The sequence below is a fragment of the Streptomyces sp. NPDC006476 genome (assembly GCF_040612015.1).
Taxonomy (GTDB): Bacteria; Actinomycetota; Actinomycetes; order Streptomycetales; family Streptomycetaceae; genus Streptomyces; species Streptomyces griseorubiginosus_B.
In genome coordinates this window covers 31,348-53,718 of sequence record NZ_JBEXPK010000045.1, presented here as the reverse complement: position 1 = coordinate 53,718, position 22,371 = coordinate 31,348, and the positions used below count along the sequence as shown (strand labels likewise).

Genomic DNA, 22,371 nt, shown 5'->3' with positions numbered 1-22,371 from the left:
TACCCACTCCGGTCAGCCGTGGTCCTCCTCCTCGGCCTCCATGAGCCGTATTCCCTGATGCGTCAGCATGACTGTCGCAGGTGTGTCTCCATGGGCCCAGCGGACCGTGACGAGCCCTTCCTCCACCAGATAGGTGCAGGCTGCGGCCAGATCCTGCTCGGGGATCGCCAGATCGTCACGCAGCCTGGCCCCGGAGACGTCAGGGAGGCCGCTGCCTTCCATGCCCTCGTAAAGGGTCTTCATGATCGCTTCGCGGTAGGTCTTCCGCTCGTGCAGTGTTGCCATGGTCGCCGCCACTCGTGCCGGGTTCCGAACGCGTCGCCCCGGGCAGGGAGAAGGCCGCAGGTCACCGACTGACTCCCGGGAATTCACTCTACTCCGGGCCGGGCCACGAGGACCTGCCCACGAGCAGCTCACGAACCGGGCCCACGACCAGCGGTTTCGTCGGGCCTCCGCCTCTGGCCGTGGAGAGAACCCGTCCTCACATCCGCACAGCGCGCCGCTGACTCCGGCCGTGTGACGAGAGGGCAGCACCGCCTCCGTCCTTCCCGGCCCCCTCCCTGCTCCCGTGGTGCGCCCGTTCCGCCGTCATGTGCGCGGTCGCGGTCATCGACGGGCCGGCGTCGGCGCTCGCGGTGGCCATCAGCCGTGCGGCCGAGGGGGCGTCGGTCTCCGGGGGGATCACGAGGAGGTTCCAGCGGCCCGCGGAGTAGGAAAGCAGAACGATCCGGTGCCGATCCAGCTCAGAGGTGAACAAACCGACGTTCACGACATGGCCGTTGACGACGAGCCTGGGCGGGAGGACCGGCCAGTGGCGGGGGTTGAGCGCGACACGGGTGATCCGCCCCCACAGCGGATCCAGCACGTCCGCCAAGGCGGAGAGCTCGCCCGGCAGGTCACGTGAACGGGGCCACCAGGCGCCGTCCAGTTCGGCGCGCCCTGCGGATGGGCCCTTGGACCCCTCGGACCTCAGCGCGAGGCGCGCCGTCGGGGCCCTGAAGGGAACGGCTCGTAGCGGGGGACGAGAGGTGGTCGCGGACATGGCGTAAACCCGTCTCCGGACTGCCGTGCGGGCAGCGGCCCGGCGTCGTCGCTCACCGGGAACGACACCGGCATCGGGGCCGAGGTGCGAAATGCTCCCGGTGAGTTCACGCTACTCCCCGAAGGAGCCGAGCGGACGGGACAGCGTGCCGCAGCTCGAACAGCTCCTCAGCCGGAAAGCGCCGCCGGTCGGCCGCGGCTGGCGCAGCAACGGCTCACCAATACGCAAGCCCCAGGCCACTGACCTGGGGTTTCAAAATGAGCGGGTGACGAGAATCGAACTCGCGCTCTCAGCTTGGGAGGCGATGGCGCTTGTATGTGCCTCACGGCTCTGACCTGCGCAGATGGCTGCCCGTCGGGGTGGCTTCTCGGAACAGCAAAGGCGGCCCGGCTCATTTCCCGGCGTCTGGGCCGTACCACTGGAGCGCTTGTCCGGTGACCGCGGCGATGCACTCGAAGCCCCGGTCCGGGTGCAGAAGAGTCAGCCCCTGCACCTCGGCCGCCCGGATGCTCACAGTCCGTAAGTACCGGCCTCCGCACCGGCTGCATGCTCACGATCGGTCAGTGGCCGCCGCCTGTCGCCCGATGGTGCTGGCTCGTGGAATCAGCCGGTGCGGCGCCCGGATCTCCCTGCCCGGCACGGGAGTTGAGCTGCCGATCCGCTTCAGCAGCCGTTCCACCGCCGTCTCCGCGATCATCTTCTTGTCCGGGGAGACCGTGGTGACGGGTGGATTGGAGTAGCGGCCGTCCTCGATGTCGTCGTAGCCGACGACGGCGATGTCCTCGGGGACGCGCAGTCCGCGGGAGGCCAGGGTGTGCAGGGCGCCCAGGGCCACCAGGTCGCTGTAGCAGAAGACCGCGTCGGGCGGTTCCTCCAGGTCGTCGAGCAGGTGGGCCATCGCGGTCGCGCCGTCGGAGCGGTTGAAGCGCGGCGTGGAGACGACGAGTTCCTCGCTGACGGGCAGGCCGGCGCGCTCGTGGGCCAACCGGTAGCCCCGGGTGCGCAGTTGGGCCGCCTCGCCGGTGCGGTACGGCTGGTCGCCGATCGCGGCGACGCGGCGTCGGCCGAGGCCGAGCAGATGCTCGGTGGCCTCCAGGGAGGCGGCGACGTCGTCGATGCCGACATGGTCGAAGCCGCCGTCGCTGACCCGCTCGCCGAGCACGACGAGCGGCAGGCTCGGGTCGCGTTCGGTCAGGTCGGACTGGGCGAGGCCGAGGGGGCTGAAGATGACGCCGTCGAAGAGCAGGTGCTGGGAGCCGCGGCTGAGGAACAGCTTCTCGTGCTCGGCGTCGCCGTCGGTCTGGTCGATCAGCACGTTGTAGCCCTGGACGCGGGCCGCGCGGATGATGCCCTGCAGCAGTTCGGCGAAGTAGGGGGTGTCCAGGTAGGGCACCACCACCGCGATCTGGCCCGAGCGCCCGGCGGCGAGGTTGCGGGCCAGCACGTTGGGCCGGTAGCCGAGCTTGTCCACGGCCTGCTGAACCCGGACCCGGGTGGCCTCGGCGACGGGCGCGTAGCCGTTGACCACGTTGGACACGGTCCGGCTGGAGACGCCGGCGAGCTCCGCGACGTCGCGGAGTGTGACGCCCTTTGCCATATGCCACCTTCATCCCGTATGTCGGTTTCAGCGCTGAAACTTTTCCCCCAAGAGAGCACCTCTGCTCTTGCAGCGCGGCAACTTCTCGGTTAACACTTTTGCAGCGCTGCAGAGCGTAGCAGAAAGGCTTGATCCGGCGGATCAAGTTCCCAGGGTCCGTGACGTCACCGCGCCACGGACCGGATCCCCGAGAGCGATCACGGGGATGAACAGTAGGAGCCGCAGTGGGACCAGCAACTTCTCACGGGCCGGGAGCCGCACCCGTCCTGATGGGGCATCACTCTTTACTCACCGCGGTCTGAACCGTTTCCCGGCGCGCCCGCCGCGCTGATCACCGAGCCGTCTCTCCCCCCTTCATCGACGTCACGCACGCCCACCCTCCCGCGTCAACCGACGTCCGCCCGCCGGCATCCGTAGGCGGGCAGCACACCCGAGCGCCTCGCGTCCGAACCGCCCGCCCTTCACCCGAGCCGGCATGCCGCATGCCCTCACCCCGTTCACCGCCTTCCCGCCGGTCCTCCGTGTGCCCGGCGCACCTCCCCTCACCTCCCGTACTTCGTACTCCGTCCTGCCCTCGGGCACCACACCCAGGAGATCGCTCATGTCGTCCAGCAGAAAGCCCCAGCGCCGTTCCGTCCGCCGGACCACGGTCGCGGCGACCTCCGCCGCCCTCGCCGGCGTCCTCCTCGCGGCCTGCGGCGGCGGGGGCGGCAGCGCCGGCGGCGCGCAGAGCGGCCCCGTGCACATCAAGGTGTGGGCCTGGTACCCGCAGTTCAAGCAGGTCGTGGCCGAGTTCAACAAGACCCACAAGGACGTCCAGGTCGACTGGGTGCAGGCCGGTGTGGGCCAGGACGAGTACACCAAGCTGAAGACCACGCTGAAGGCCGGCCAGGGCGCCCCCGACGTCGTCATGCTGGAGTTCCAGGAGCTGCCGACCATCCAGCTCACCAAGGGCCTACTCGACATGGGCAAGTACGGGGCGGCCGCGGACAAGGACAAGTACGTGTCCTGGGCCTGGAACCAGTCCTCCGACGGCGACCACGTCTACGCCATCCCGGTCGACGGCGGCCCGATGGCGATGATGTACCGGGCCGACCTCTTCAAGAAGTACAACCTCAAGGTGCCGACCACCTGGGCGGAGTACAAGGAGGAGGCGGCCAAGCTGCACAAGGCCGACCCCAGCGCCTACATGACCGACTTCGGCAGCGACGAGACGGCCGCCGGCTGGCGCCAGGGCCTGATGTGGCAGGCCGGTTCCCGCCCCTACACGTACTCGGCGAGCAAGCTGCCGGACATCGGCGTGAAGCTGAACGACGACAACGCCAAGAAGGTGTACGGGTACTGGGGCGACCTGGTCAAGAACAAGCTGGTCGACACCCAGTCGTACGCCACCACGGACTTCTACAGCGGCCTCAGCAGCGGCAAGTACGCCACCTACCTCGCGGCCGGCTGGGGCCCGGGCTACCTCTCCAGCGTCGCCGCGAAGACCTCCGGCAAGTGGCGCGTGGCCCCGCTGCCGCAGTGGACCGCGGGCGCGGGCGCCCAGGGCGACTGGGGCGGTTCGAGCTTCTCGGTGACCTCGCAGACCAAGCACCCGAAGGAGGCCACCGAGGTGGCCCGGGAGCTCTTCGGCACCTCCCAGGCCGCCTGGAAGATCGGCATCGACCAGGCGTACCTCTTCCCGCTGTCCAACCCGATTCTCAACGGGGCGTACTTCAAGTCCAAGAAGTACGACTTCTTCGGCGGCCAGCAGATCAACTCGGTGTTCGTGCCCGCCGCGAACGGCATCAGCTCCTTCGACTGGAGCCCGTTCCAGGACTACGCCTACAACACCGACACCAGTGAGGTGGGCAAGGCCCTCCAGGGCCAGACCGCCTGGTCGTCCGTCAACGACAACGTCCAGCAGCAGGTGACCTCCTACGCGGCCAAGCAGGGATTCAAGGTCAGCAAGTAACCGGCCCGGGTCCCCGACTCCCCACCGCCTCCGCCGGCGCGCCCGCGCCTGACAGCTCCGCCGCCGGCGGGGGCCCGCACCACGCGCAAGGAGAAGTGATGAGCCTGCTCCGACAGCAGGGATCCACCGCGACGGCACCGCCAAGTGCCGTCCCCGCGAGGGGACTTCGCACTCCCGTGGCGGGCCGGCGCCCCGGCGGGCTGTCCGCCCGCACCCGGCACAAGGGCATGGGCCTGCTGCTGGTCAGCCCGTTCCTCCTGCTCTTCCTGGCCTTCCTGGTGGCCCCGCTGTGCTACGCCTTCTGGCTGAGCCTGCGCACCTCCACCCTGGTCGGCGGGGACCACTTCAGCTGGTTCACCAACTACCAGCAGACCTTCACCGACCCGCAGTTCCTGTCCGGCGTGCGCAGAGTCGTCGTCTTCGGTGTGGTCCAGATCCCGGTGATGCTCGGCTTCGCCCTGCTCGGGGCGCTGATCATCGACGAGGTGACCAGCAGGCTCGCCAAGGTGTTCCGGATGACCCTGTTCATGCCGTACGCCGTACCCGCGGTGATCGGCGCGCTGATGTGGGGCTTCCTGTACAGCCCGACCTTCGGCCCGGTGAACTCGATCAGCCACTCGCTCGGCCTCGGCAAGGTCGACCTGCTGTCGCACGGCCTGATGCTGACCTCGCTCGGCAACATCGTGACCTGGCAGTGGACCGGCTACAACATGATCGTCCTGTACGCCGCCCTCCAGGGCCTGCCCCGCGAGGTCTACGAGGCGGCGAAGCTCGACGGCGCCGGCCAGCTCCAGACGGCCCTGCGCATCAAGATCCCGATGATCTCCTCGGCGATGGTGCTCGCGCTGATGTTCACCATCATCGGCACCCTGCAGTTCTTCACGGAGCCGCGGGTCCTGGAGAAGACCGCCTCCTCGGTGATCACCCCCGACTACACGCCGAACCTGTACGCCTACAACCTGGCGTTCCAGTACTCGGAGTTCAACTACTCCGCCGCCATCTCCTTCTCCCTCGGAGCGGTGGTCTTCATCGGCTCCTACATCTTCCTGTTCGCCACGCGCAAGAGGAGCGGACTGAAGTGACCACCGTCGCCGCACCCGCCGTAACCGCCGCCCCGGCCACCGGCCGTCGTCCGTCCGCCGCACGTGGACGCGTCACCGTCAACGTGGTGATGGTGGCGATGATCCTGTACTTCCTGCTGCCGTTCTGGTGGCTGGTCGTCGCCGCCACCAAGGGCAACGACGCGCTGTTCTCCACCGCCGCCCTCTGGTTCCACTCGCCGGGCTCCTTCTTCACCAACCTCCAGCAGCTGTTCACCTACAACGGCGGCGAGTACCTGCGCTGGATGGGCAACACCGCGATCTACGCCGGTGTCAGCGGGGTGGGCGCCACCGCCGTGGCGACTCTCGCGGGCTACGCCTTCGCCAAGTACCGCTTCCCCGGCCGGAACCTGCTCTTCTCCAGCCTCCTCGGCGCCATCATGGTGCCCGCCACCGCGCTGGCCATCCCCACCTATCTGCTGCTGAGCAAGGTGGCGCTGACCAACACCATGTGGGCGGTCATCCTGCCCCAGCTGCTCAACCCCTTCGGCGTCTACCTGGTGCGGGTCTACGTGCAGGAGTCCCTGCCGGACGAGCTGCTGGAGGCGGCCCGCATGGACGGGGCCGGCGAGCTGCGCGTGCTGTGGTCGGTGGCGCTGCCGACCCTGAAGCCGGCGCTCGTGACCGTGCTGCTGTTCTCCATGGTCGGCACCTGGAACAACTTCTTCCTGCCGCTGGTGATGCTCAACAACGACAGGCTGTTCCCGCTCACCGTCGGCCTGCAGTCCTGGTACGAGGGGGCGATGATCCAGTCCGGCGCAAACGCGCTGTTCACCCTGGTCATCGCGGGTTCCCTGGTGGCGATCCTGCCGCTGATCGTCACCTTCCTGCTCCTCCAGCGGTACTGGCGCGGCGGTCTGACCGTCGGAAGCCTCAAGTGACCTGACGGGCCCGCCCGTTCTTCCTCTTCTTCTTGCGCACCTCCCGGAGCGACCTTCATGCTGCACGCCTCCCTGACCGTCGACCCCGCCTTCCGCGTCGCCGACGTGAGTCCCCGTACCTTCGGCTCCTTCGTCGAGCACATGGGCCGCTGCGTCTACACCGGCATCTACGAGCCCGGCCATCCCCTTGCAGACGAGGACGGCCTGCGCCGTGACGTCCTGGACCTGGTGCGCGAGCTGGGCGTGACCGCCGTGCGCTACCCCGGCGGCAACTTCGTCTCCGGCTTCCGCTGGGAGGACAGCGTCGGCCCGGTCGCCGAACGGCCCACCCGCCTCGACCTCGCCTGGCACAGCACCGAGACCAACGCGTTTGGCCTGCACGAGTTCCACCGCTGGGCCCAGAAGGCCGGCGTCGAGCCGATGATGGCCCTCAACCTCGGCACCCGGGGTGTCGCGGAGGCCCTGGACCTGCTGGAGTACTGCAACCACCCGGGCGGCACCGCCTGGTCCGACCAGCGGATCAAGAACGGCGCCCCGGACCCGTTCGGCATCCGCATGTGGTGCCTGGGCAACGAGATGGACGGCCCCTGGCAGACCGGCCACAAGACCGCCCAGGAGTACGGCCGCATCGCCGCCGAGGCCGCCCGCGCGATGCGCATGATCGACCCGAAGCTCGAACTGGTCGCCTGCGGCAGCTCCAGCTCCTCCATGCCGACCTTCGGCGCCTGGGAGGCCACCGTCCTGGAGGAGGCGTACGACCAGGTCGACTACATCTCCTGCCACGCCTACTACGAGGAGCTCGACGGCGACCTCGGCAGCTTCCTGGCCTCCGGAGTCGACATGGACCACTTCGTCGACTCGGTGGTGGCCACCGCCGACCACATCCGGGCCAAGCTGCGCCGCAAGAAGCGGATCAACCTCTCCTTCGACGAGTGGAACGTCTGGTACAACACCCGTTTCGAGGCGCAGGAGAAGCCCACCGAGTGGGCCGTCGCCCCACGCGTGATCGAGGACGAGTACAACGTCGCGGACGCGGTCGTCGTCGGCGGACTGCTGATCAGCCTGCTGCGGCACAGCGACCGGGTCACCGCCGCCTGCCTCGCCCAGCTCGTCAATGTGATCGCCCCGATCCGCAGCGAGGCGGGCGGCCCGAGCTGGCGGCAGACCACCTTCCACCCCTTCGCCCAGGCGGCCCGCCATGCGCGCGGCACGGTCCTGCGGGTGGAGCCGCTGGCGCCGACGTATGAGACGGAGCGTTTCGGCGAGGTCTCCGTCGTCGATGCCGTGGCCACGCACCTCGCGGAGGCGGACGGCGCCGACGAGCTCACCGTCTTCGCCGTCAACCGGCACCAGAGCGAGAACGTCGAACTCGCCCTCGACCTGCGGGCGTTCCCCGGCTACACACCGGTCGAGCACTCGGTGCTGAGCGACCCCGACATCCGCGCCGCCAACACCCAGGACGACCCCGACCGGGTACGGCCGTACGCCGCCGACACCGGTCCCGTCGCCGACGGCCGCCTGACCGCGAGCCTGCCGCCGGTCTCCTGGAACGTCATCCGGCTGCGCCGCGCCGCCTGACCCACCCCCTCGGACACCCGCCGCTCCTCGTTCTCCCGGACAGCGGCGGGCCCCGCACCACCCCCTCTTCCCGGACATTCCTTGGGAGCCGCCCATGTCCACCACCAGGGAAGGCGCCAGACTCCGCGCCCTGCCCCGCACCCAGGCGATCACCCTGCTGCTGGCCCTCCTCGCAGCCGCCGTCGCCCTCGTCCTGCCCGCCGCCGGCCCGGCGCACGCGATCTCGCGCGCCTCGCAGACGATGTACACCCCGCCGTCGAACGCCCCGTCGCCCGGCTCGCTCTACCCGCGCGCCATCCGCCTGCAGAACAGCGGATCGTCCAACGGCACCCTGCTCGCCACGTTCGAGCAGTACAGCTCGGGCACCCCCGTCTTCCCGATCTACCGCAGCACGGACAACGGCAACAGCTGGACGCAGATCTCCAGCATCACCGACACGCACAACGGCTTCGGCATGCGCTACCAGCCGTTCCTGTACGAACTCCCCACCGCCGTGGGCAACTTCCCGGCGGGCACGATCCTCGCCGCCGGCAACTCCATCCCCAGCGACCTGTCCTCGACCGAGCTGGACCTGTACGCCAGCACCGACCACGGCGCCAGCTGGTCGTACGTCAGCACCATCGCCACCGGCGGCAAGGCCGACCCCACCAACGGCCAGACGCCGGTCTGGGAGCCGTTCCTGATGGTCTCCGGCTCCAAGCTGATCGTGTACTACTCCGACCAGCGTGACCCCAACAACGGCCAGAAGATCGTGCACCAGGTCAGCACGGACGGCCTGACCTGGGGTTCCGTGGTGAACGACGTCGCCACCTCGACCTACAGCGACCGTCCGGGCATGCCGGTGGTCGCGAAGCTCCCCAATGGCAACTACGTGATGACGTACGAGTTCTGGGGCGCCCCCGAGGGCGGTTTCGCCGTCTACTACAAAATCTCCTCCGACCCTGAGGCCTTCGGCTCGGCGACCGGCATCGCCCTCAAGGCGACCGACGGCACCCAGCCCAAGAGCTCCCCGTACATCACCTGGCTGCCCACCGGTGGCGCCAACGGCACCCTCGTGGTCAGCGCCAACAGCAGCGACGACCTGTTCCTGAACACGCAGAACGGCGCCGCGAACACCTGGACGCGCATCGCCTCCACCGTCCCCGGCGGCTACAGCCGCGGCCTGCTCCCGCTCGCCGACGGCCACAGCCTGCTGGTCCTCAGCGGCGGCCACCTCACCAGCACCGGCCTCAACCCGGTCACCTACGGCACGATCGACCTGGGCGGCGGCGTCTCCGACGGCGCCACCTACACCATGTCCAACGCCAACAGCCACCTGATGCTGACCATCGTGGGCGGCTCCACCACCAACGGAGTCAACGCCACCCAGCAGAACGCCGACAACGCCACCGACCAGCAGTGGAAGTTCGTCCAGCAGACCTCCGGCTACTTCAAGATCTTCAACATGGCCAGCGGCAAGGTCCTGGGCGTGCAGAACCAGTCCACCGCCAACGGCGCCAAGGTCCTGCAGTGGGACGACAACGGCACCCTCGACCACGAGTGGGCGATCGCCTCGAACCCGGCGGGCGGCTTCACCGCCACCAACCGGAACAGTGGCAAGTACCTGGAGATCCCCAGCGCCTCCACCACCGTCGGCACCGCCGCCGGGCAGTGGTCCGACACCGGCTGCGCCTGCCAGCGCTGGAACCTCACCCAGACCGCCCTGCCCACCCTGTCCACCGGCCAGTACCGGCTGGTCAACAAGAACAGCGGCAAGTTCCTGGAGATCCCCGGCGCCTCCACCACGGTGGGCAAGCAGGTGGGCCAGTGGGTGAACACCGCCAACAACTGCCAGCTGTGGACGTTCCAGTCGGCCGGCGGCGGGGCGTGGACCGTGAAGAACGTCAACAGCGGTCTGTTCCTGGACAACAACGGCGCGACTTCGGCCGGCGCGGCCGTCGTCCAGAACTCGTCGTCGGGCGCGAGCTCCCAGAAGTGGACGCTCACGGACGCGGGAGGCGGCTACTTCAAGCTCGTCAACTCCGCGAGCGGCCTGGTCGCGGACGTCGCCTCGGCCTCCACGGCCAACGGCGCACTGATCGTCCAGTCGGCGGACAACGGCGCCGATGACGAACTGTGGCAGGTCGTACGGGTCAACTGATCCGCCAGGGGGCTCGGTCACGGCCGGGCCCCCACCCTTCTGTCCAGCATCCCGAACCATGACTGTCATACCGAACGAGAGGTGGGTGGCCCCGTGTCTGAAGAACCCTGTGTCGTGGGCGTCGACTTCGGCACCCTGTCCGGCCGTGCCGTGGTGGTGCGGGTCGGCGACGGCGCGGAACTGGCGTCGGCGGAGCACGTCTACGCCCACGCCGTCCTCGACCGGAACCTGCCCGACGGCACCCGGCTGCCCCCCGACTGGGCCCTGCAGGTGCCATCGGACTACATCGACGTGCTCCGCAACGCCGTTCCCGAGGCCCTCGCCCGCGCCGGAGTACGGCCGGAGCAAGTCATCGGCATCGGCACCGACTTCACCGCCTGCACGGTCCTGCCGGTCCTCGCCGACGGCACGCCGCTGTGCGAACTCCCCGGCCTGGAGAACCGCCCGCACGCCTACGTCAAGCTGTGGCGCCACCACGCAGCCCAGGGCCAGGCCGACCGGATCAACGCGCTGGCCGCCGAGATGAAGGAGCCATGGCTGGAGCGGTACGGCGGGAAGGTCTCCTCGGAGTGGGAGTTCGCCAAGGCGCTCCAGGTCCTGGAGGAGGACCCCGAGGTCTACCGGCGCACCGAGCGCTGGCTGGAGGCGGCCGACTGGATCGTGTGGCGGCTGTGCGGGACGTACGTCCGCAACGCCTGCACGGCAGGCTACAAGGGCCAGTACCAGGACGGGCGTTACCCGTCGCCCGGGTATCTGGCGGCGCTGCACCCGGACTTCGCCGATTTCGTGACCGACAAGCTGGACCATCCGATCGGCCAACTCGGCGATCCCGCCGGGGTGTTGACTGCCGAGGCCGCAGCCTGGACCGGGCTGCGGGAGGGCATCACGGTCTGCGTCGGCAACGTCGACGCCCATGTCACCGCCCCGGCGGCGGTCGCCGTGGAACCCGGCCAGATGGTCGCCATCATGGGCACCTCCACCTGCCATGTGATGAGCTCCGACCAGCAGGGTGTCGTGCCCGGCATGTGCGGGGTCGTGGACGGCGGCATCCTCCCCGGGCTCTGGGGCTACGAGGCCGGGCAGAGCGGCGTCGGCGACATCTTCGGCTGGTTCGTACGCACGGGCCTGCCCGCCGAGTACGCGGAGCGCGCCGCCGCGGCCGGCCAGACCGCGCACGAGTACCTGACCGCCCTCGCGGCCGGACAGAAGGTCGGCGAACACGGACTCCTCGCCCTCGACTGGCACAGCGGCAACCGCTCGGTCCTGGTCGACCACGACCTCAGCGGCCTGCTCATCGGCCAGACGCTCTCCACCCGCCCCGAGGACATCTACCGCGCCCTGCTGGAGGCCACCGCCTTCGGCACCCGCACCATCATCGACGCCTTCGAGTCCGCCGCCGTACCGGTGCGGGAACTGATCATCGCGGGCGGCCTGACGAAGAACGCCCTGCTCATGCAGATCTACGCCGACGTCACCAACCGCCCGCTGAGCATCATCGGCTCCACCCAGGGTCCGGCCCTCGGCGCCGCGATGCACGCCGCCGTCGCCGCCGGTGCGTACCCCGACATCCGCGCCGCGGCCCACGCCATGGGCAAGGTGCGCCGCCGGGTCTACCTGCCGGACCCGCAGCGTGCGGCGGCCTACGAGCGCCTCTACTCCGAGTACCGCCTGCTCCACGACTACTTCGGCCGCGGCACCAACGACGTCATGCACCGCCTGCGCCGCATCCGCGCCGAAGCCTCCGCCTGACCCACTGTGAAGGGAACCCTCATGACCACTTCCGAAAGGCCCTACGACAGCCAGGAGATCTGGTTCCTCACCGGAAGCCAGGGCCTGTACGGCGACGATGTGCTGCGCCAGGTCGCCGACCAGTCCCGCAGCATCTCCGAGACCCTCGGCCGCCCCGGGAAGGTCCCGGTCAGGATCGTGTGGAAGCCGGTCCTCACGGACGCCGAGTCGATTCGCCGGATGTGCCAGGAGGCGAGCGCATCCGACACCTGCGTGGGCGTGATCGTCTGGATGCACACCTTCTCCCCGGCGAAGATGTGGATCGCCGGACTCAGCGCCCTGGACCGGCCGTTGCTGCACCTGCACACCCAGTACAACCTGTCGCTGCCCTGGCCGAGCATCGACATGGACTTCATGAACCTCAACCAGGCCGCTCACGGCGACCGGGAGTTCGGGCACATCGAGTCCCGCGTCGGCGTCGACCGCAAGATCGTCGCCGGTCACGCGACCGACCCGAGGGTCGTCAGACGCGTCGCCGCCTGGGCCCGCGCCGCCGTCGGCCGCCACGCCTCGCGCACGCTGCGGCTCGCCCGCTTCGGCGACAACATGCGCGACGTCGCGGTCACCGAGGGCGACAAGGTGGAGGCCCAGCTGCGGTTCGGCTTCTCCGTCAACACCTACGCCGTCAACGACCTGGTCGCCGTGGTCGACGACATCGAGGACAAGGCAGCCGCCGAACTCACCGACGAGTACGTCGAGTCGTACGACGTCGTCCCGGCCCTGCGCTCCGGCGGCATCCGCCACGACTCGCTGCTGTACGCGGCCCGTCTCGAACTCGGCCTGCGCGCCTTCCTCACCGACGGCGGCTTCACCGCCTTCACCACCAACTTCGAGGACCTCGGCGGCCTGCGCCAACTCCCCGGCATCGCCGTCCAGCGCCTGATGGCCGACGGCTACGGCTTCGGCGGCGAGGGCGACTGGAAGACCTCCGCGCTGCTGCGCACGATGAAGGTCATGGGCGCGGGGCTGCCCGGCGGCACCACCTTCATGGAGGACTACACCTACCACCTCGGCCCCGGCACCCCGCGCGTCCTCGGCGCCCACATGCTGGAGGTCTGCCCCTCGGTGGCCGCCGACCGCCCCCGCGGCGAGATCCACCCCCTGTCCATCGGCGGCCGCGAGGACCCGGTCCGCCTGGTCTTCAACGCCTCCGAAGGGCCCGCCGTGGTCGTCGGCCTCTCCGACCTCGGCGACCGCTTCCGCCTCACCGCCAACGCCGTCGACGTCGTCGCCCCCAGCGAACCCCTGCGCCGCCTGCCGGTCGCCCGGGCCGTATGGAAGCCACGTCCGTCCCTGGCGGAATCGGCGGAGAGCTGGCTGCTCGCCGGCGCCCCGCACCACACCGTGCTCAGCTCGGCGGTCGACGTCGAGACCCTGACCGACTACGCCGCCATGACCGGCGTCGAGCTGCTCACCATCGACGAGAACACCACCACCGAGCAGTTCGCCAAGGAAATCCGCTGGAACGCCGCCTACCACCGCCTCGCCCAGGCCCTGTGACGAAGGAGATCACGATGACCACAGTTGTCCGGGAGGGCCTGCGCGAAGAGGTACTGGAGGCGAACCTCGCCATCCCCCAGGTCGGCCTGGCGACCCTGACCTGGGGAAACGTCAGCGGGGTCGACCGCGAGGCGGGCGTGTTCGTCATCAAGCCCTCCGGGGTCCCCTACGAGGCCCTCACCATCGACGACCTGGTGACGGTCCGCCTGTCCGACGGCGCGGTGGTCGGGGGCCACCTGCGCCCGTCCACCGACACCGAGACCCATCGCTGCCTGTACCTGGCGTTCCCGTCCCTCGGCGGCGTGACCCACACCCACTCCACCCACGCGGTCGCCTTCGCCCAGGCCCGCCAGGACATCCCCGTCCTCGGCACCACCCACGCCGACACCTTCAACGGCCCCGTGCCCGTCACCCGCGACCTCACGAAGGAGGAGTGCGCGAAGGACTACGAGTACAACACCGGCCACGTCATCGTGGACCTCCTCGACGGCGACGACCAGCGGGCCGTCGAGGTCCCCGCCGCCCTCGTCGCGGGCCACGGCCCCTTCACCTGGGGGGCCACCGCCCGCAAGTCCCTGGAACACGCGATCATCTGCGAGGCGGTCGCCGACATCGCCCTCCACACCATGTCCCTCTCACCGACGACTCCGCCACCCCGTCACCTCCTGGAGCGCCACTACACCCGCAAGCACGGCCCCGACGCCTACTACGGCAATCCGACGACCCCGGCGGCCCCGGCGACCCGGTGACGGCGATGCACAGAAGCCGCGTGTACGCCATCGACGCCATGCTGTGCGCGACCGCCCTGCAGCATCCAAGCCGGGTGACGATCCTGACTTCCGATGTGGAAGACATCGGGCTGCTCACCGCCGAGCACCCACGCGTGAGTTCGGAGAAGGTCTGAGCCGAGGCGCTTAAAGGACCTGTCCGGCCGATCATGGCGGGCGGCGCCCGTAAACCGCTGTTCACCGCCTCCTTCGCGAGCAAGAATCGTCCGCATGTCTGCGATCGCCGGTGGCACGACCGCCTTCCACGACCTGCCCGCGTTCCTCGCCCAGGCTCGCGTCAACTCCCTTGCGCTGTCCGCCGACGGAGGCCGTCTCGTCGCCGCCGTGCAGACGCTGTCGGAGGACCGGACCAGGTTTGTTTCCGGGCTGTGGGAGATCGATCCGGCCGGGGAGCGCGAGGCGCTGCGCCTGACCCGGTCGGGGAAGGGCGAGTCCGGGCCCGCGTTCGGCCCGGACGGGGTGCTGTACTTCCTGTCGGAACGCGAGGACGACAGTGAGGAGGACAAGCACGAGGGTGCCGCGCTGTGGGCGCTGCCCGGGCGTGGTGAGGCCGCCGTCGTGGCCCGGCACCCGGGCGGGATCACCGCGTTCACCGTCGCCCGGGACTCCGGCGCGCTGGCCCACACCGCCGGGCTGCTGCCCGGGGCCGCCGACGCCGACGAGCACGGCAAGCTGCGCACGGCGCGCAAGGCCGCGAAGGTCACCGCCATCCTGTACGAGGCCGGGCCGACCCGCGCCTGGGACCGCGATCTCGGCCCCGAGGCACAGCACACCTTCGTGCGCGCGGGGGCCGAGGGCGCCGTGGTCGACGCCGGCGGGCAGGGCGTCGGCCTCGAGCGCCCCGGGGACGTGGCGCTGTCGCCCGACGGGACGCGAGTGGCCTACACCCGGTTCGTACCCGGCCGGGTGCCCGCCGAGAACCGCACCGCCGTCGTGGTGGCAGACGCGGCCACCGGCGAGGAGGTCTTCGTCCTGGGCGATGTGGAGCACCTCTACGAGGCGCCGGTGTTCACGCACGACGGCTCGGCGGTCGTGTGCTCGCGGATGACGTGGCCGACTTACGACGAGTCGATGGACATGACGCTCGTCCGGGTCGGCGTGGACGGCGGCGAGGCCGTCGATCTGCTGCCCGGGTTCGACAACTGGCCCGTCGGCGCCATCTGTTCGCCGGTCGACGACGCCCTCTTCTTCGTGGCCGATGTGGAGGGGCACGCGCCCGTCTTCCGGCGGGACACGGACGGCACCGTGACCCGGCTCACCGCCTCGGGCGCGTACGGCTCGCTCTGCGTGGCCCCCGACGGGCGGACGCTGTACGCGCTGCGCAACGCGATCGACTCGCCGCCGCGGCCGGTCAGGTTCGAGGCCGGCGTCGCCGACCAGACGCCGGTCGAGCTGCCCGCCCCCGGTGCGTTCGACGCGCTGCCGGGCACCCTCACCGAGGTGCACGCCACCGCGGTGGACGGGTACCGGCTGCGCGGCTGGCTCGTGCTGCCCGAGGGCGCGTCGGCCGAGAACCCCGCGCCGCTGCTCGTCGCCGTGCACGGCGGGCCGCAGGGCAGCTGGAACGGCTGGACCTGGCGGTGGAACCCGTGGCCGTTCGCGGCCCGCGGCTACGCGGTGCTGCTGCCCGACCCGGCCCTGTCGACCGGCTACGGTCAGCAGGGCCACCGGCGCGGCTGGGGGCAGTGGGGCGGGGTCCCGTACACGGACGTGATGGCGCTGACCGACGCAACCGAGGCCCGTTACGACATCGATGCCGCGCGCACCGCGCTCGGGGGCGGCTCCTACGGCGGCTACATGGCCAACCGGGTCGCCACGCGCACCGATCGGTTCAAGGCGATCGTGAGTCACGCGGGCCTGTGGGACCTGCGGTCCTTCCAGGGCGACACCGACATGCCCTGGTACTTCCAGTGCATCTTCGGGGACCCGGTGACCCGGCCCGAGCGTTACGAGGCGCACTCCCCGTACCTGGACGCCGCGAAGATCCGTACGCCGATGCTGGTCATCCACGGCGCGAAGGACTACCGCGTGCCGGTCGGCCAGGGCGCCGCGCTCTTCCAGGATCTGCAGCGGTTCGAGGTGCCTGCGAAGTACCTGTACTTCCCGGACGAGAACCACTGGATCCTCTCCCCGGGCCACATCCAGGTCTGGTACGAGGCGTTCCTGAACTTCCTCGACCACCACGTCCTCGGTGCCGAGTGGCAGCGACCCGGACTGCTGTGACCGCGGGCAGGCGCCGGCCTTCGACGAGGCGGGATCCCCGCTTTTGGGCACTACTCGCCGCTGGCATCGTCTCGCTTTCCGATCCGTGCCGACGGCGGCAGCCGTCCTTCTGGGGTGCAGCCACTACCTGCCGACTTGGCACGCGAAGGGCATGTGGCATCGAATTGGACTAGACAACAGACAAGGCCCAGGTCTCTGACCTGGGCCCTGGTTATGGAGCGGGTGACGAGAATCGAACTCGCGCTCTCAGCTTGGGAAGCGACGGCGCTTGGGTGGCGGCATGGCTTCTGACCTGCAAGTACGTCGCCGGGGTGCAGTTTGAAGGGTTGGCTTCACACCGCTGTTCACCGTGGTTGTCCCGTCAGCGAAGCCCCGCCGTATCACCTGTACACCCCAGAGGACGAGGTGTACTACTACGCCGGCCGGGCCACGGTCCTGGAGGTGGCCCGGGGCTTCGATTCGGGCGCGGACACCAAGAGCAGATCCACGGCGGAGCGGGCTGTATGCGCGGGGTGGCCTTCGAGTGTTTCCAGCGCGACGCACGGCTGTTCCGTATCTACGAGGGCGCCAGCCAGATCCAGCAGGTGTTCATCGCCCAGGCGCTGCTGGGCGATGCGGCACGCAGTTGACTCGAACGCCAACTCGACATTATAGAAAGCATGTTGCGATAGTCTCCACGCTGACCGACACCAGTCGCGCACGTCGCACATGTCACGCGAGAGACCGGGATTCCCATGTCTGTCCCTCACCACGGCCGGTCCAGCGCGCTCGCCTACGAGGCGGCCGGCATGGAGCCCCCGCCTCCGGTCCCGCTCAAGAAGACCGACCCCACTCGGGTCGGCCCGTATGCCCTGATGTCGGTGCTCGGCAGCGGGGGGATGGGCCGGGTCTATCTGGGCCAGGACACGATCGGCGGGTCGGGCCTGGCGGCGGTCAAGGTGATCCGGCCCGAATACGCGGAGGACCCCCAGTTCCGGAAGCGTTTCGAGCGCGAGGTCGGCGCGCTTGACCGCGTCCAGGGGGCGCACATCGTGCGGCTGCTGGGCAGCGGTTGCGACGAGGACCTGGTGTGGGTGGCCACCGAGTACGTCCCCGGGCCGACACTCGCCGAACTCGTCGACGCGCGGGGGCCGATGGACGCGCAGGCCGCCTGGCGGCTGCTGGCCGACATGGGGCGTGCGGTCGAGGCCATCTGGCGCGCGGGGATCGTCCACCGTGACCTCAAGCCGTCCAATGTGATCCTGGCGTCCGACGGCGCCCGCGTCATCGACTTCGGAGTCGTCCAGGCCACCGACGGCACCTCGATCACCATCACCGGCCAGAACGTGGGAACCCCCGCCTTCATGTCCCCGGAACAGGTCAGGGGCAAGGAGGTGACCGCTGCCTCCGACATCTTCGCGCTGGCCTCCGCCCTCGCCTACGCCGTCACGGGGCAGGCGCCGTTCGGTGAGGGCACCGGTGTCGACGTCCTGCACCGGGTCGCCTTCGAACCGCCGAAGGAGGAAGTCCTCGAGAAGGTGGCGGCCGTCGACACGGAACTGGCCGCGTTCATCCGCACCTGCCTGGACAAGGAGCCCGAATCGCGCCCTTCACCGGAGACGGTGTTCCGGACCGCCATCGGGCACCAGTTCCCCGCGCCGACCGAGCGGTCGGTACGGTCCGCGCCGAAAGCACCCCTGCTCGATGGACCACCCACCGCCGCCCCCGCGCCACCCGCGGACCCTCCCGCCGGTTCCGCCGCCTCCGATTCCCCTGCCACCCCCGCTCCCGGGAGGCGCGGGAAGCTGATCGTGGGCGCAGCCGCCACGGTGGGTGTCGCGGTCGCCGCGGCCGTCACCGTGGCACTGTTGCCGCAGAGCCACTCCGCCGCGACGGCCGCCCCCGGGCCGGACACGTCGGCGACCGTGACGGACAACTCGGCCTCCACGCCCAGCAGTTCACATAAGGCGCCGACGTGGTCCCCGTCGCAGGCGGACCAGGCGGCGAAACAGTCGCCGAGTGCGGCGGCAACGAAGGACTCCACCACGCAGGGTTCCGGGACACCGGACCTTCGCACCGCCGCGTGCCCCGCCGAGCTCGCGTCGGGAGCCACCGGCGCCTGCGTCAAGGCCCTGCAACTCCTCCTCGACGGCCATGGCCTCTACGTCCCGGTCAGCGGGGACTTCGACGCCGCGACCGTCGCCGCGGTCAGGGCCTTCCAGACCGAGGCCGGCCTCACCGTCGACGGCAAGGTCGGCGCGCAGACCAAGAAGCTCCTGTACGCCCTGCCCCGCGGAACCGTCCAGGCCGGCTCGGTCACGGTGACCGAGAGTGTCAACGCCGCCTCGGTCGCCCGGTGTCTCGACAATCGCGGCTCGGAAGTCCAGGTGTGGGGGTGCAACGGCACGGACGCCCAGAAGTGGGCCTTGTACCGTGTGGCCGGCCAGGGCTCTCAGTACCGCGTCGTCAATCGGGGCAGCCATCTCTGCCTGGACGCCGACGCCGGCGCGACCGGCCAGAACGGCCAGGAGATACAGGCCACGAGCTGCGACGGGCTGAGTGCCCAGACGTGGCAGCTGGGCGGCGGCGGAACGCTGGTCAGCGTCCCGGACGGCTTCTGTCTGGACGCGGAAGCCTCCACCTCCGGGCAGGACGGTCAGCGGGTCCAGGGCTTCGGATGCGCGGGCAGCACCAACCAGGTGTGGCACTGGTCCTGACGGCCCCGCCGAGGGGTGGACACGACGTCGCCCCTCCCCTCACAGTCGCGTCATGGCGCGGGCATGCCCGCCCGCGTGGATTGTGGCCTTCGGATGCCCAGGTTCGGCTGGTCTGCCGGTACCCCTACACCCCTACACCCCCTGGCGGGACGCAAAACCGGCGAGAAGGGCAGGGTGGTTACGCGGTCGACTTCACCGCGTGTGCCTTCAGGGCCCAGCAGCCGTTGCGATGGGCCCGGTCTGTCCGTTTTTCTCCGCTTCCCGTAACGGCGCGTCAACTCGCTTGTCACAGCGGTGTCTTGGTGCAACTCCGACGTCAACGGATGGCCCGGCACCGGCCTCCTATGAAGCAACCGAGGCCGCCCAGCCGGAGCGAGCGGCCGATACGACACTGCTTCCCAGGAGTACCGATGCGCGCCAAGAAGATGCCCGCCCTCGCCCTCATCGCCGCTGCTGCCGGCCTCTCGCTGACCGCGTGCGGCAGCAGCGACGGATCGAGCGCTTCCGCCAACACCAGCGCGTCCACCACCGCGAGCAGCTCCACCACCGGCGGCACCTCCACCACTGGCGGCACCTCCACCGGCGGCCAGGGCTCGACCTCAGGTTTCTCCTCGTCCGGTTCCACCGGTTCCACCGGCTCCACAGGCTCCAGCAAGGGCAGCGAACTCTCCGCCAAGACCCAGTCCTCGACGTCGAGCTCCATGTGCAAGACCGACCATCTCGCCTTCAGCGCCTCCGCCAGCGGGACCAAGAACGAGATAGTCCTCAACCTGAAGAACACCGGTTCCAAGAAGTGCAGCATGCACGGCTTCCCGGGCGTCCAGCTCGTGGGCCCCGATGGACTGGGCGACACCGGGCCCGACGCCGCCCGCACCGACGCCTCGGCGTCCACCGTCACCATCGGGCCCGGGGAGGAGACCCGCTTCCTGCTCCGCTACATCCCGGACACCAGCGGCTCCGGCAAGAAGTACACCCGGCTCGACGTCACCCCGCCCAACGAGAAGGTCTCGGAGATCGTGAATCTCAACGATCTCGCCTTCACCATCGCCGCGTCCAGCGGCAACGCTCCGGACGTCTACGTCGACCCGGTCGGCTACCACGTCGGCTCCGGCAAGTAAGCCCAGCAGACACGCCGTTGCCCATATGACCGCCCACCGCTGACACCCGCGCTGCCGCTCAACCGAACGCGGCCAGGGAGAGCGGCTGCCACTGGCGCCAGGTGTTCAGGCGCTCCTCGTAGAGAGTGGCGACGTCGGTGAAGGACTTGCCGAGGAAGATCCTCAGCGGGGGCCGCTCCGCATCGGCGATCCGAAGGATCGCGTCGCGGGTCGCGCGCGGGTCGCCCACCTCGAAATCCTGCGCGGTGGCCGCGTGGACTTCGGTGTAGTCCGGGTGCCGCTCACTGTGCCGTGCCCCGCTAGCCAGCCAGTCGGTGGCATAGGGGCCGGGCTCGACGTTGGTGATGTGGATGCCGAAGGCTGCCACTTCCTGCGCCAGGGACTCCGACAATCCCTCAAGAGCCCACTTGGAGGCGTGGTACGCACCGATGCCGGGGAATGCACGTACGCCTCCCTCGCTGGTCACTTGCAGGATCCTTCCCGAGCGTTGCGACCGCATGACGGGCAGCACGGCCTGCGTGACCCACATGGCGCCGAAGAAATTGGTCTCCATCTGAGCCCGGAGGTCGTCCTCGTTCAACTCCTCGACCATGCCGAAATGCCCGTAGCCGGCGTTGTTGACCGCGATATCCAGCGAACCGAAATGCGAGTGGGCGAGCTGCACTGCCTCGTGCACCGCGGTGCGGTCGGTGACGTCGAGCCGGACCGGCAGTACCGCGTCCCCGTACCGCTCGACCAGAGGGGTCAGCAGGCTGACGTCCCGAGCCGTCGCCGCGACGTGATCGCCGCGTTCGAGCGCCGCTTCTGCCCACTCGCGGCCGAACCCCCTCGAACTGCCCGTGATGAACCACGTCTTCGCCATGGATGGTGCTCCCCTTGCATGAATTGCTGTGCGTGAATTGCCTGCTGTTGCTCCTCCAGCGTGCTGCTGATCCAGGTATTCCACCAGCGAAGGTCTTACATAAGAGACATGCGGTTTTGGAATGTGTCAGGATGACGGCATGGCGGACTTCACCCTGACCGGTCTGCGCATCGTCCAGGCAGTGGTCGACACCGGATCGTTCACCGCCGCGGCCGACGCACTCGGATACACGCAGTCGGCGGTGTCCCGTCAGGTGGCGGCGATGGAAGCCGCCGCGGGCGCACCGCTGTTCGTCCGGGGCGCCCGCGGGGTGGCCCCCTCTCCCGCGGGCATGATGCTCGCCCGCCGAGCCGCCACCGCCCTCAACGAGATCGACGCCGTCAGCGCAGACCTCGCCGGACTTCAGGATCACGTCACCGGACGAGTCGCCATCGCGGCGTTCCCCTCGGCCGCCGCCGTACTCGTCCCCAGGACTTTGGCCCGCCTGGGAAACGACCACCCGGGTCTGATCGTCGAGTTCGGCGAGGCGTCCTCGCCCACGCAGCTTCGCCAGCTTCGCGCTCACCGCATCGACATCGCGGTGATCGGCGTGGGACCGGACCTGCCCGCCTACGATTTCGAGGGACTGCGCCGCGACCTGCTCCTCGACGGCGGCCTTCTGCTGGCCGTCCCTGCCGACCACCGGTTCGCCGGCCGCGGAACCATCCCGGTGACCGAGCTGAGGGACGAACCCTGGATCGTCGGCAAGGGCCTCCGTGACGACCCCCAGTTCGGCGCCTGGCCGACCCTCGACAGCCCGCGGATCGCCTACGCAGCCCGCGAATGGCCCACTCGCCTCGGCCTTGTCGCCACCGGTCTCGGCATCGCCGTACTCCCCGAAGTGGCCGCGGCCGCGGTTCCCACCGGAGTCCGCGTCGTCCAAGTCGACGACCCCGCCTGGCTCGGCCGAGCCGTCGTCGCCGTCACGGTCCGCGACCGCTCCCCCGAGGTGACGGCCACCGTGGGGGCACTGCGCCGCGAGGCCGCACAGCTTCGTGCGGCGCCATGACGCTCACTCCTGATGGGAGTGAACGGGCTTGTGCAGCAGGCGTACCCCTTTGTGAG

General features: G+C 69.7%; 17 protein-coding genes and 2 pseudogenes. 14 read left to right on the top strand and 5 right to left on the bottom strand.

Annotated features, from left to right (window positions below):
- Positions 1–12: 12 nt before the first annotated feature.
- The 4 genes and pseudogenes from ABZZ74_RS36810 to ABZZ74_RS36795 all read right to left on the bottom strand — a co-directional run bounded on the left by ABZZ74_RS36810 (position 13) and on the right by ABZZ74_RS36795 (position 2,639).
- Complete coding sequence (locus tag ABZZ74_RS36810) at positions 13–285, bottom strand: hypothetical protein (protein WP_356772534.1); 273 nt, start codon at positions 283–285, stop codon at positions 13–15.
- Positions 286–481: 196 nt separating this feature from the next.
- Positions 482–1,042, bottom strand: a complete 561-nt coding sequence (locus ABZZ74_RS36805) for a DUF5994 family protein (protein ID WP_356772532.1) — start codon at positions 1,040–1,042, stop codon at positions 482–484.
- Positions 1,043–1,433: 391 nt separating this feature from the next.
- A pseudogene (locus ABZZ74_RS36800) lies at positions 1,434–1,541 on the bottom strand (VapC toxin family PIN domain ribonuclease); the annotation flags it as partial.
- Between the two features lie 51 nt (positions 1,542–1,592).
- Positions 1,593–2,639: a LacI family DNA-binding transcriptional regulator gene (locus tag ABZZ74_RS36795; protein ID WP_356772530.1), complete on the bottom strand. Its 1,047-nt coding sequence runs from the start codon at positions 2,637–2,639 to the stop codon at positions 1,593–1,595.
- Between the two features lie 601 nt (positions 2,640–3,240).
- Between ABZZ74_RS36795 and ABZZ74_RS36790 the strand changes: the two genes are divergently transcribed.
- The 13 genes and pseudogenes from ABZZ74_RS36790 (at position 3,241) to ABZZ74_RS36730 (ending at position 20,405) form a co-directional block, all read left to right on the top strand.
- Positions 3,241–4,593, top strand: a complete 1,353-nt coding sequence (locus ABZZ74_RS36790; protein WP_356772528.1) for an extracellular solute-binding protein — start codon at positions 3,241–3,243, stop codon at positions 4,591–4,593.
- A 98-nt stretch (positions 4,594–4,691) separates the two neighbouring features.
- Positions 4,692–5,675, top strand: a complete 984-nt coding sequence (locus tag ABZZ74_RS36785; RefSeq protein ID WP_356772526.1) for a sugar ABC transporter permease — start codon at positions 4,692–4,694, stop codon at positions 5,673–5,675.
- Positions 5,672–6,574, top strand: coding sequence for a carbohydrate ABC transporter permease (locus tag ABZZ74_RS36780; protein WP_356772524.1), 903 nt, complete (start codon positions 5,672–5,674; stop codon positions 6,572–6,574). Before ABZZ74_RS36785 ends, ABZZ74_RS36780 begins: the two co-directional genes overlap by 4 nt.
- A 57-nt stretch (positions 6,575–6,631) precedes the next feature.
- Positions 6,632–8,152, top strand: coding sequence for an alpha-N-arabinofuranosidase (locus tag ABZZ74_RS36775; protein ID WP_356772522.1), 1,521 nt, complete (start codon positions 6,632–6,634; stop codon positions 8,150–8,152).
- A 94-nt stretch (positions 8,153–8,246) separates the two neighbouring features.
- Complete coding sequence (locus tag ABZZ74_RS36770) at positions 8,247–10,292, top strand: RICIN domain-containing protein (RefSeq protein WP_356772520.1); 2,046 nt, start codon at positions 8,247–8,249, stop codon at positions 10,290–10,292.
- Positions 10,293–10,385: 93 nt separating this feature from the next.
- Positions 10,386–12,041 carry a ribulokinase gene (gene araB, locus ABZZ74_RS36765; protein ID WP_356772518.1) on the top strand — a complete coding sequence of 552 codons (1,656 nt, stop codon included), beginning with the start codon at positions 10,386–10,388 and terminating at the stop codon, positions 12,039–12,041.
- A 21-nt stretch (positions 12,042–12,062) separates the two neighbouring features.
- Positions 12,063–13,580, top strand: a complete 1,518-nt coding sequence (gene araA / locus ABZZ74_RS36760) for an L-arabinose isomerase (protein WP_356772516.1) — start codon at positions 12,063–12,065, stop codon at positions 13,578–13,580.
- Positions 13,581–13,594: 14 nt separating this feature from the next.
- Positions 13,595–14,329, top strand: a complete 735-nt coding sequence (gene araD, locus ABZZ74_RS36755; protein ID WP_356772514.1) for an L-ribulose-5-phosphate 4-epimerase AraD — start codon at positions 13,595–13,597, stop codon at positions 14,327–14,329.
- A 23-nt stretch (positions 14,330–14,352) separates the two neighbouring features.
- A pseudogene (locus ABZZ74_RS36750) lies at positions 14,353–14,484 on the top strand (DNA-binding protein); the annotation flags it as partial.
- Between the two features lie 94 nt (positions 14,485–14,578).
- Positions 14,579–16,591 carry a S9 family peptidase gene (locus tag ABZZ74_RS36745; RefSeq protein WP_356772512.1) on the top strand — a complete coding sequence of 671 codons (2,013 nt, stop codon included), beginning with the start codon at positions 14,579–14,581 and terminating at the stop codon, positions 16,589–16,591.
- A gap of 512 nt (positions 16,592–17,103) precedes the next feature.
- Entirely contained in the window at positions 17,104–17,220 is a 117-nt protein-coding gene (locus ABZZ74_RS36740; RefSeq protein WP_356772510.1) for an acyl-CoA dehydrogenase family protein, read from the top strand.
- A 105-nt stretch (positions 17,221–17,325) separates the two neighbouring features.
- On the top strand, positions 17,326–19,287 hold the full coding sequence (locus tag ABZZ74_RS36735; protein WP_356772508.1) for a protein kinase: 1,962 nt from the start codon (positions 17,326–17,328) through the stop codon (positions 19,285–19,287).
- Between the two features lie 410 nt (positions 19,288–19,697).
- Entirely contained in the window at positions 19,698–20,405 is a 708-nt protein-coding gene (locus ABZZ74_RS36730) for a DUF4232 domain-containing protein (protein WP_356772506.1), read from the top strand.
- A gap of 58 nt (positions 20,406–20,463) precedes the next feature.
- Here the strand turns inward: ABZZ74_RS36730 and ABZZ74_RS36725 are convergent, their stop codons facing one another.
- Positions 20,464–21,267 (bottom strand): SDR family NAD(P)-dependent oxidoreductase, encoded by an 804-nt coding sequence (locus tag ABZZ74_RS36725; RefSeq protein WP_356772504.1) that lies wholly within the window; start codon positions 21,265–21,267, stop codon positions 20,464–20,466.
- Between the two features lie 139 nt (positions 21,268–21,406).
- Between ABZZ74_RS36725 and ABZZ74_RS36720 the strand changes: the two genes are divergently transcribed.
- Complete coding sequence (locus ABZZ74_RS36720) at positions 21,407–22,315, top strand: LysR family transcriptional regulator (RefSeq protein ID WP_356772502.1); 909 nt, start codon at positions 21,407–21,409, stop codon at positions 22,313–22,315.
- Positions 22,316–22,371 lie beyond the last annotated feature (56 nt).

Excerpts from the sequence above, each read along its gene's own strand:
- ABZZ74_RS36775 (WP_356772522.1), top strand. The coding sequence starts at position 6,632 with ATGCTGCACGCCTCCCTGACCGTCGACCCCGCCTTCCGCGTCGCCGAC.
- ABZZ74_RS36725 (WP_356772504.1), bottom strand. The coding sequence starts at position 21,267 with ATGGCGAAGACGTGGTTCATCACGGGCAGTTCGAGGGGGTTCGGCCGC.
- araA (WP_356772516.1), top strand. The coding sequence starts at position 12,063 with ATGACCACTTCCGAAAGGCCCTACGACAGCCAGGAGATCTGGTTCCTC.
- ABZZ74_RS36735 (WP_356772508.1), top strand. The coding sequence starts at position 17,326 with ATGTCTGTCCCTCACCACGGCCGGTCCAGCGCGCTCGCCTACGAGGCG.
- ABZZ74_RS36810 (WP_356772534.1), bottom strand. The coding sequence starts at position 285 with ATGGCAACACTGCACGAGCGGAAGACCTACCGCGAAGCGATCATGAAG.
- ABZZ74_RS36745 (WP_356772512.1), top strand. The coding sequence starts at position 14,579 with ATGTCTGCGATCGCCGGTGGCACGACCGCCTTCCACGACCTGCCCGCG.
- ABZZ74_RS36805 (WP_356772532.1), bottom strand. The coding sequence starts at position 1,042 with ATGTCCGCGACCACCTCTCGTCCCCCGCTACGAGCCGTTCCCTTCAGG.
- ABZZ74_RS36790 (WP_356772528.1), top strand. The coding sequence starts at position 3,241 with ATGTCGTCCAGCAGAAAGCCCCAGCGCCGTTCCGTCCGCCGGACCACG.
- ABZZ74_RS36770 (WP_356772520.1), top strand. The coding sequence starts at position 8,247 with ATGTCCACCACCAGGGAAGGCGCCAGACTCCGCGCCCTGCCCCGCACC.
- araD (WP_356772514.1), top strand. The coding sequence starts at position 13,595 with ATGACCACAGTTGTCCGGGAGGGCCTGCGCGAAGAGGTACTGGAGGCG.
- ABZZ74_RS36730 (WP_356772506.1), top strand. The coding sequence starts at position 19,698 with ATGCGCGCCAAGAAGATGCCCGCCCTCGCCCTCATCGCCGCTGCTGCC.
- ABZZ74_RS36795 (WP_356772530.1), bottom strand. The coding sequence starts at position 2,639 with ATGGCAAAGGGCGTCACACTCCGCGACGTCGCGGAGCTCGCCGGCGTC.
- ABZZ74_RS36720 (WP_356772502.1), top strand. The coding sequence starts at position 21,407 with ATGGCGGACTTCACCCTGACCGGTCTGCGCATCGTCCAGGCAGTGGTC.
- ABZZ74_RS36785 (WP_356772526.1), top strand. The coding sequence starts at position 4,692 with ATGAGCCTGCTCCGACAGCAGGGATCCACCGCGACGGCACCGCCAAGT.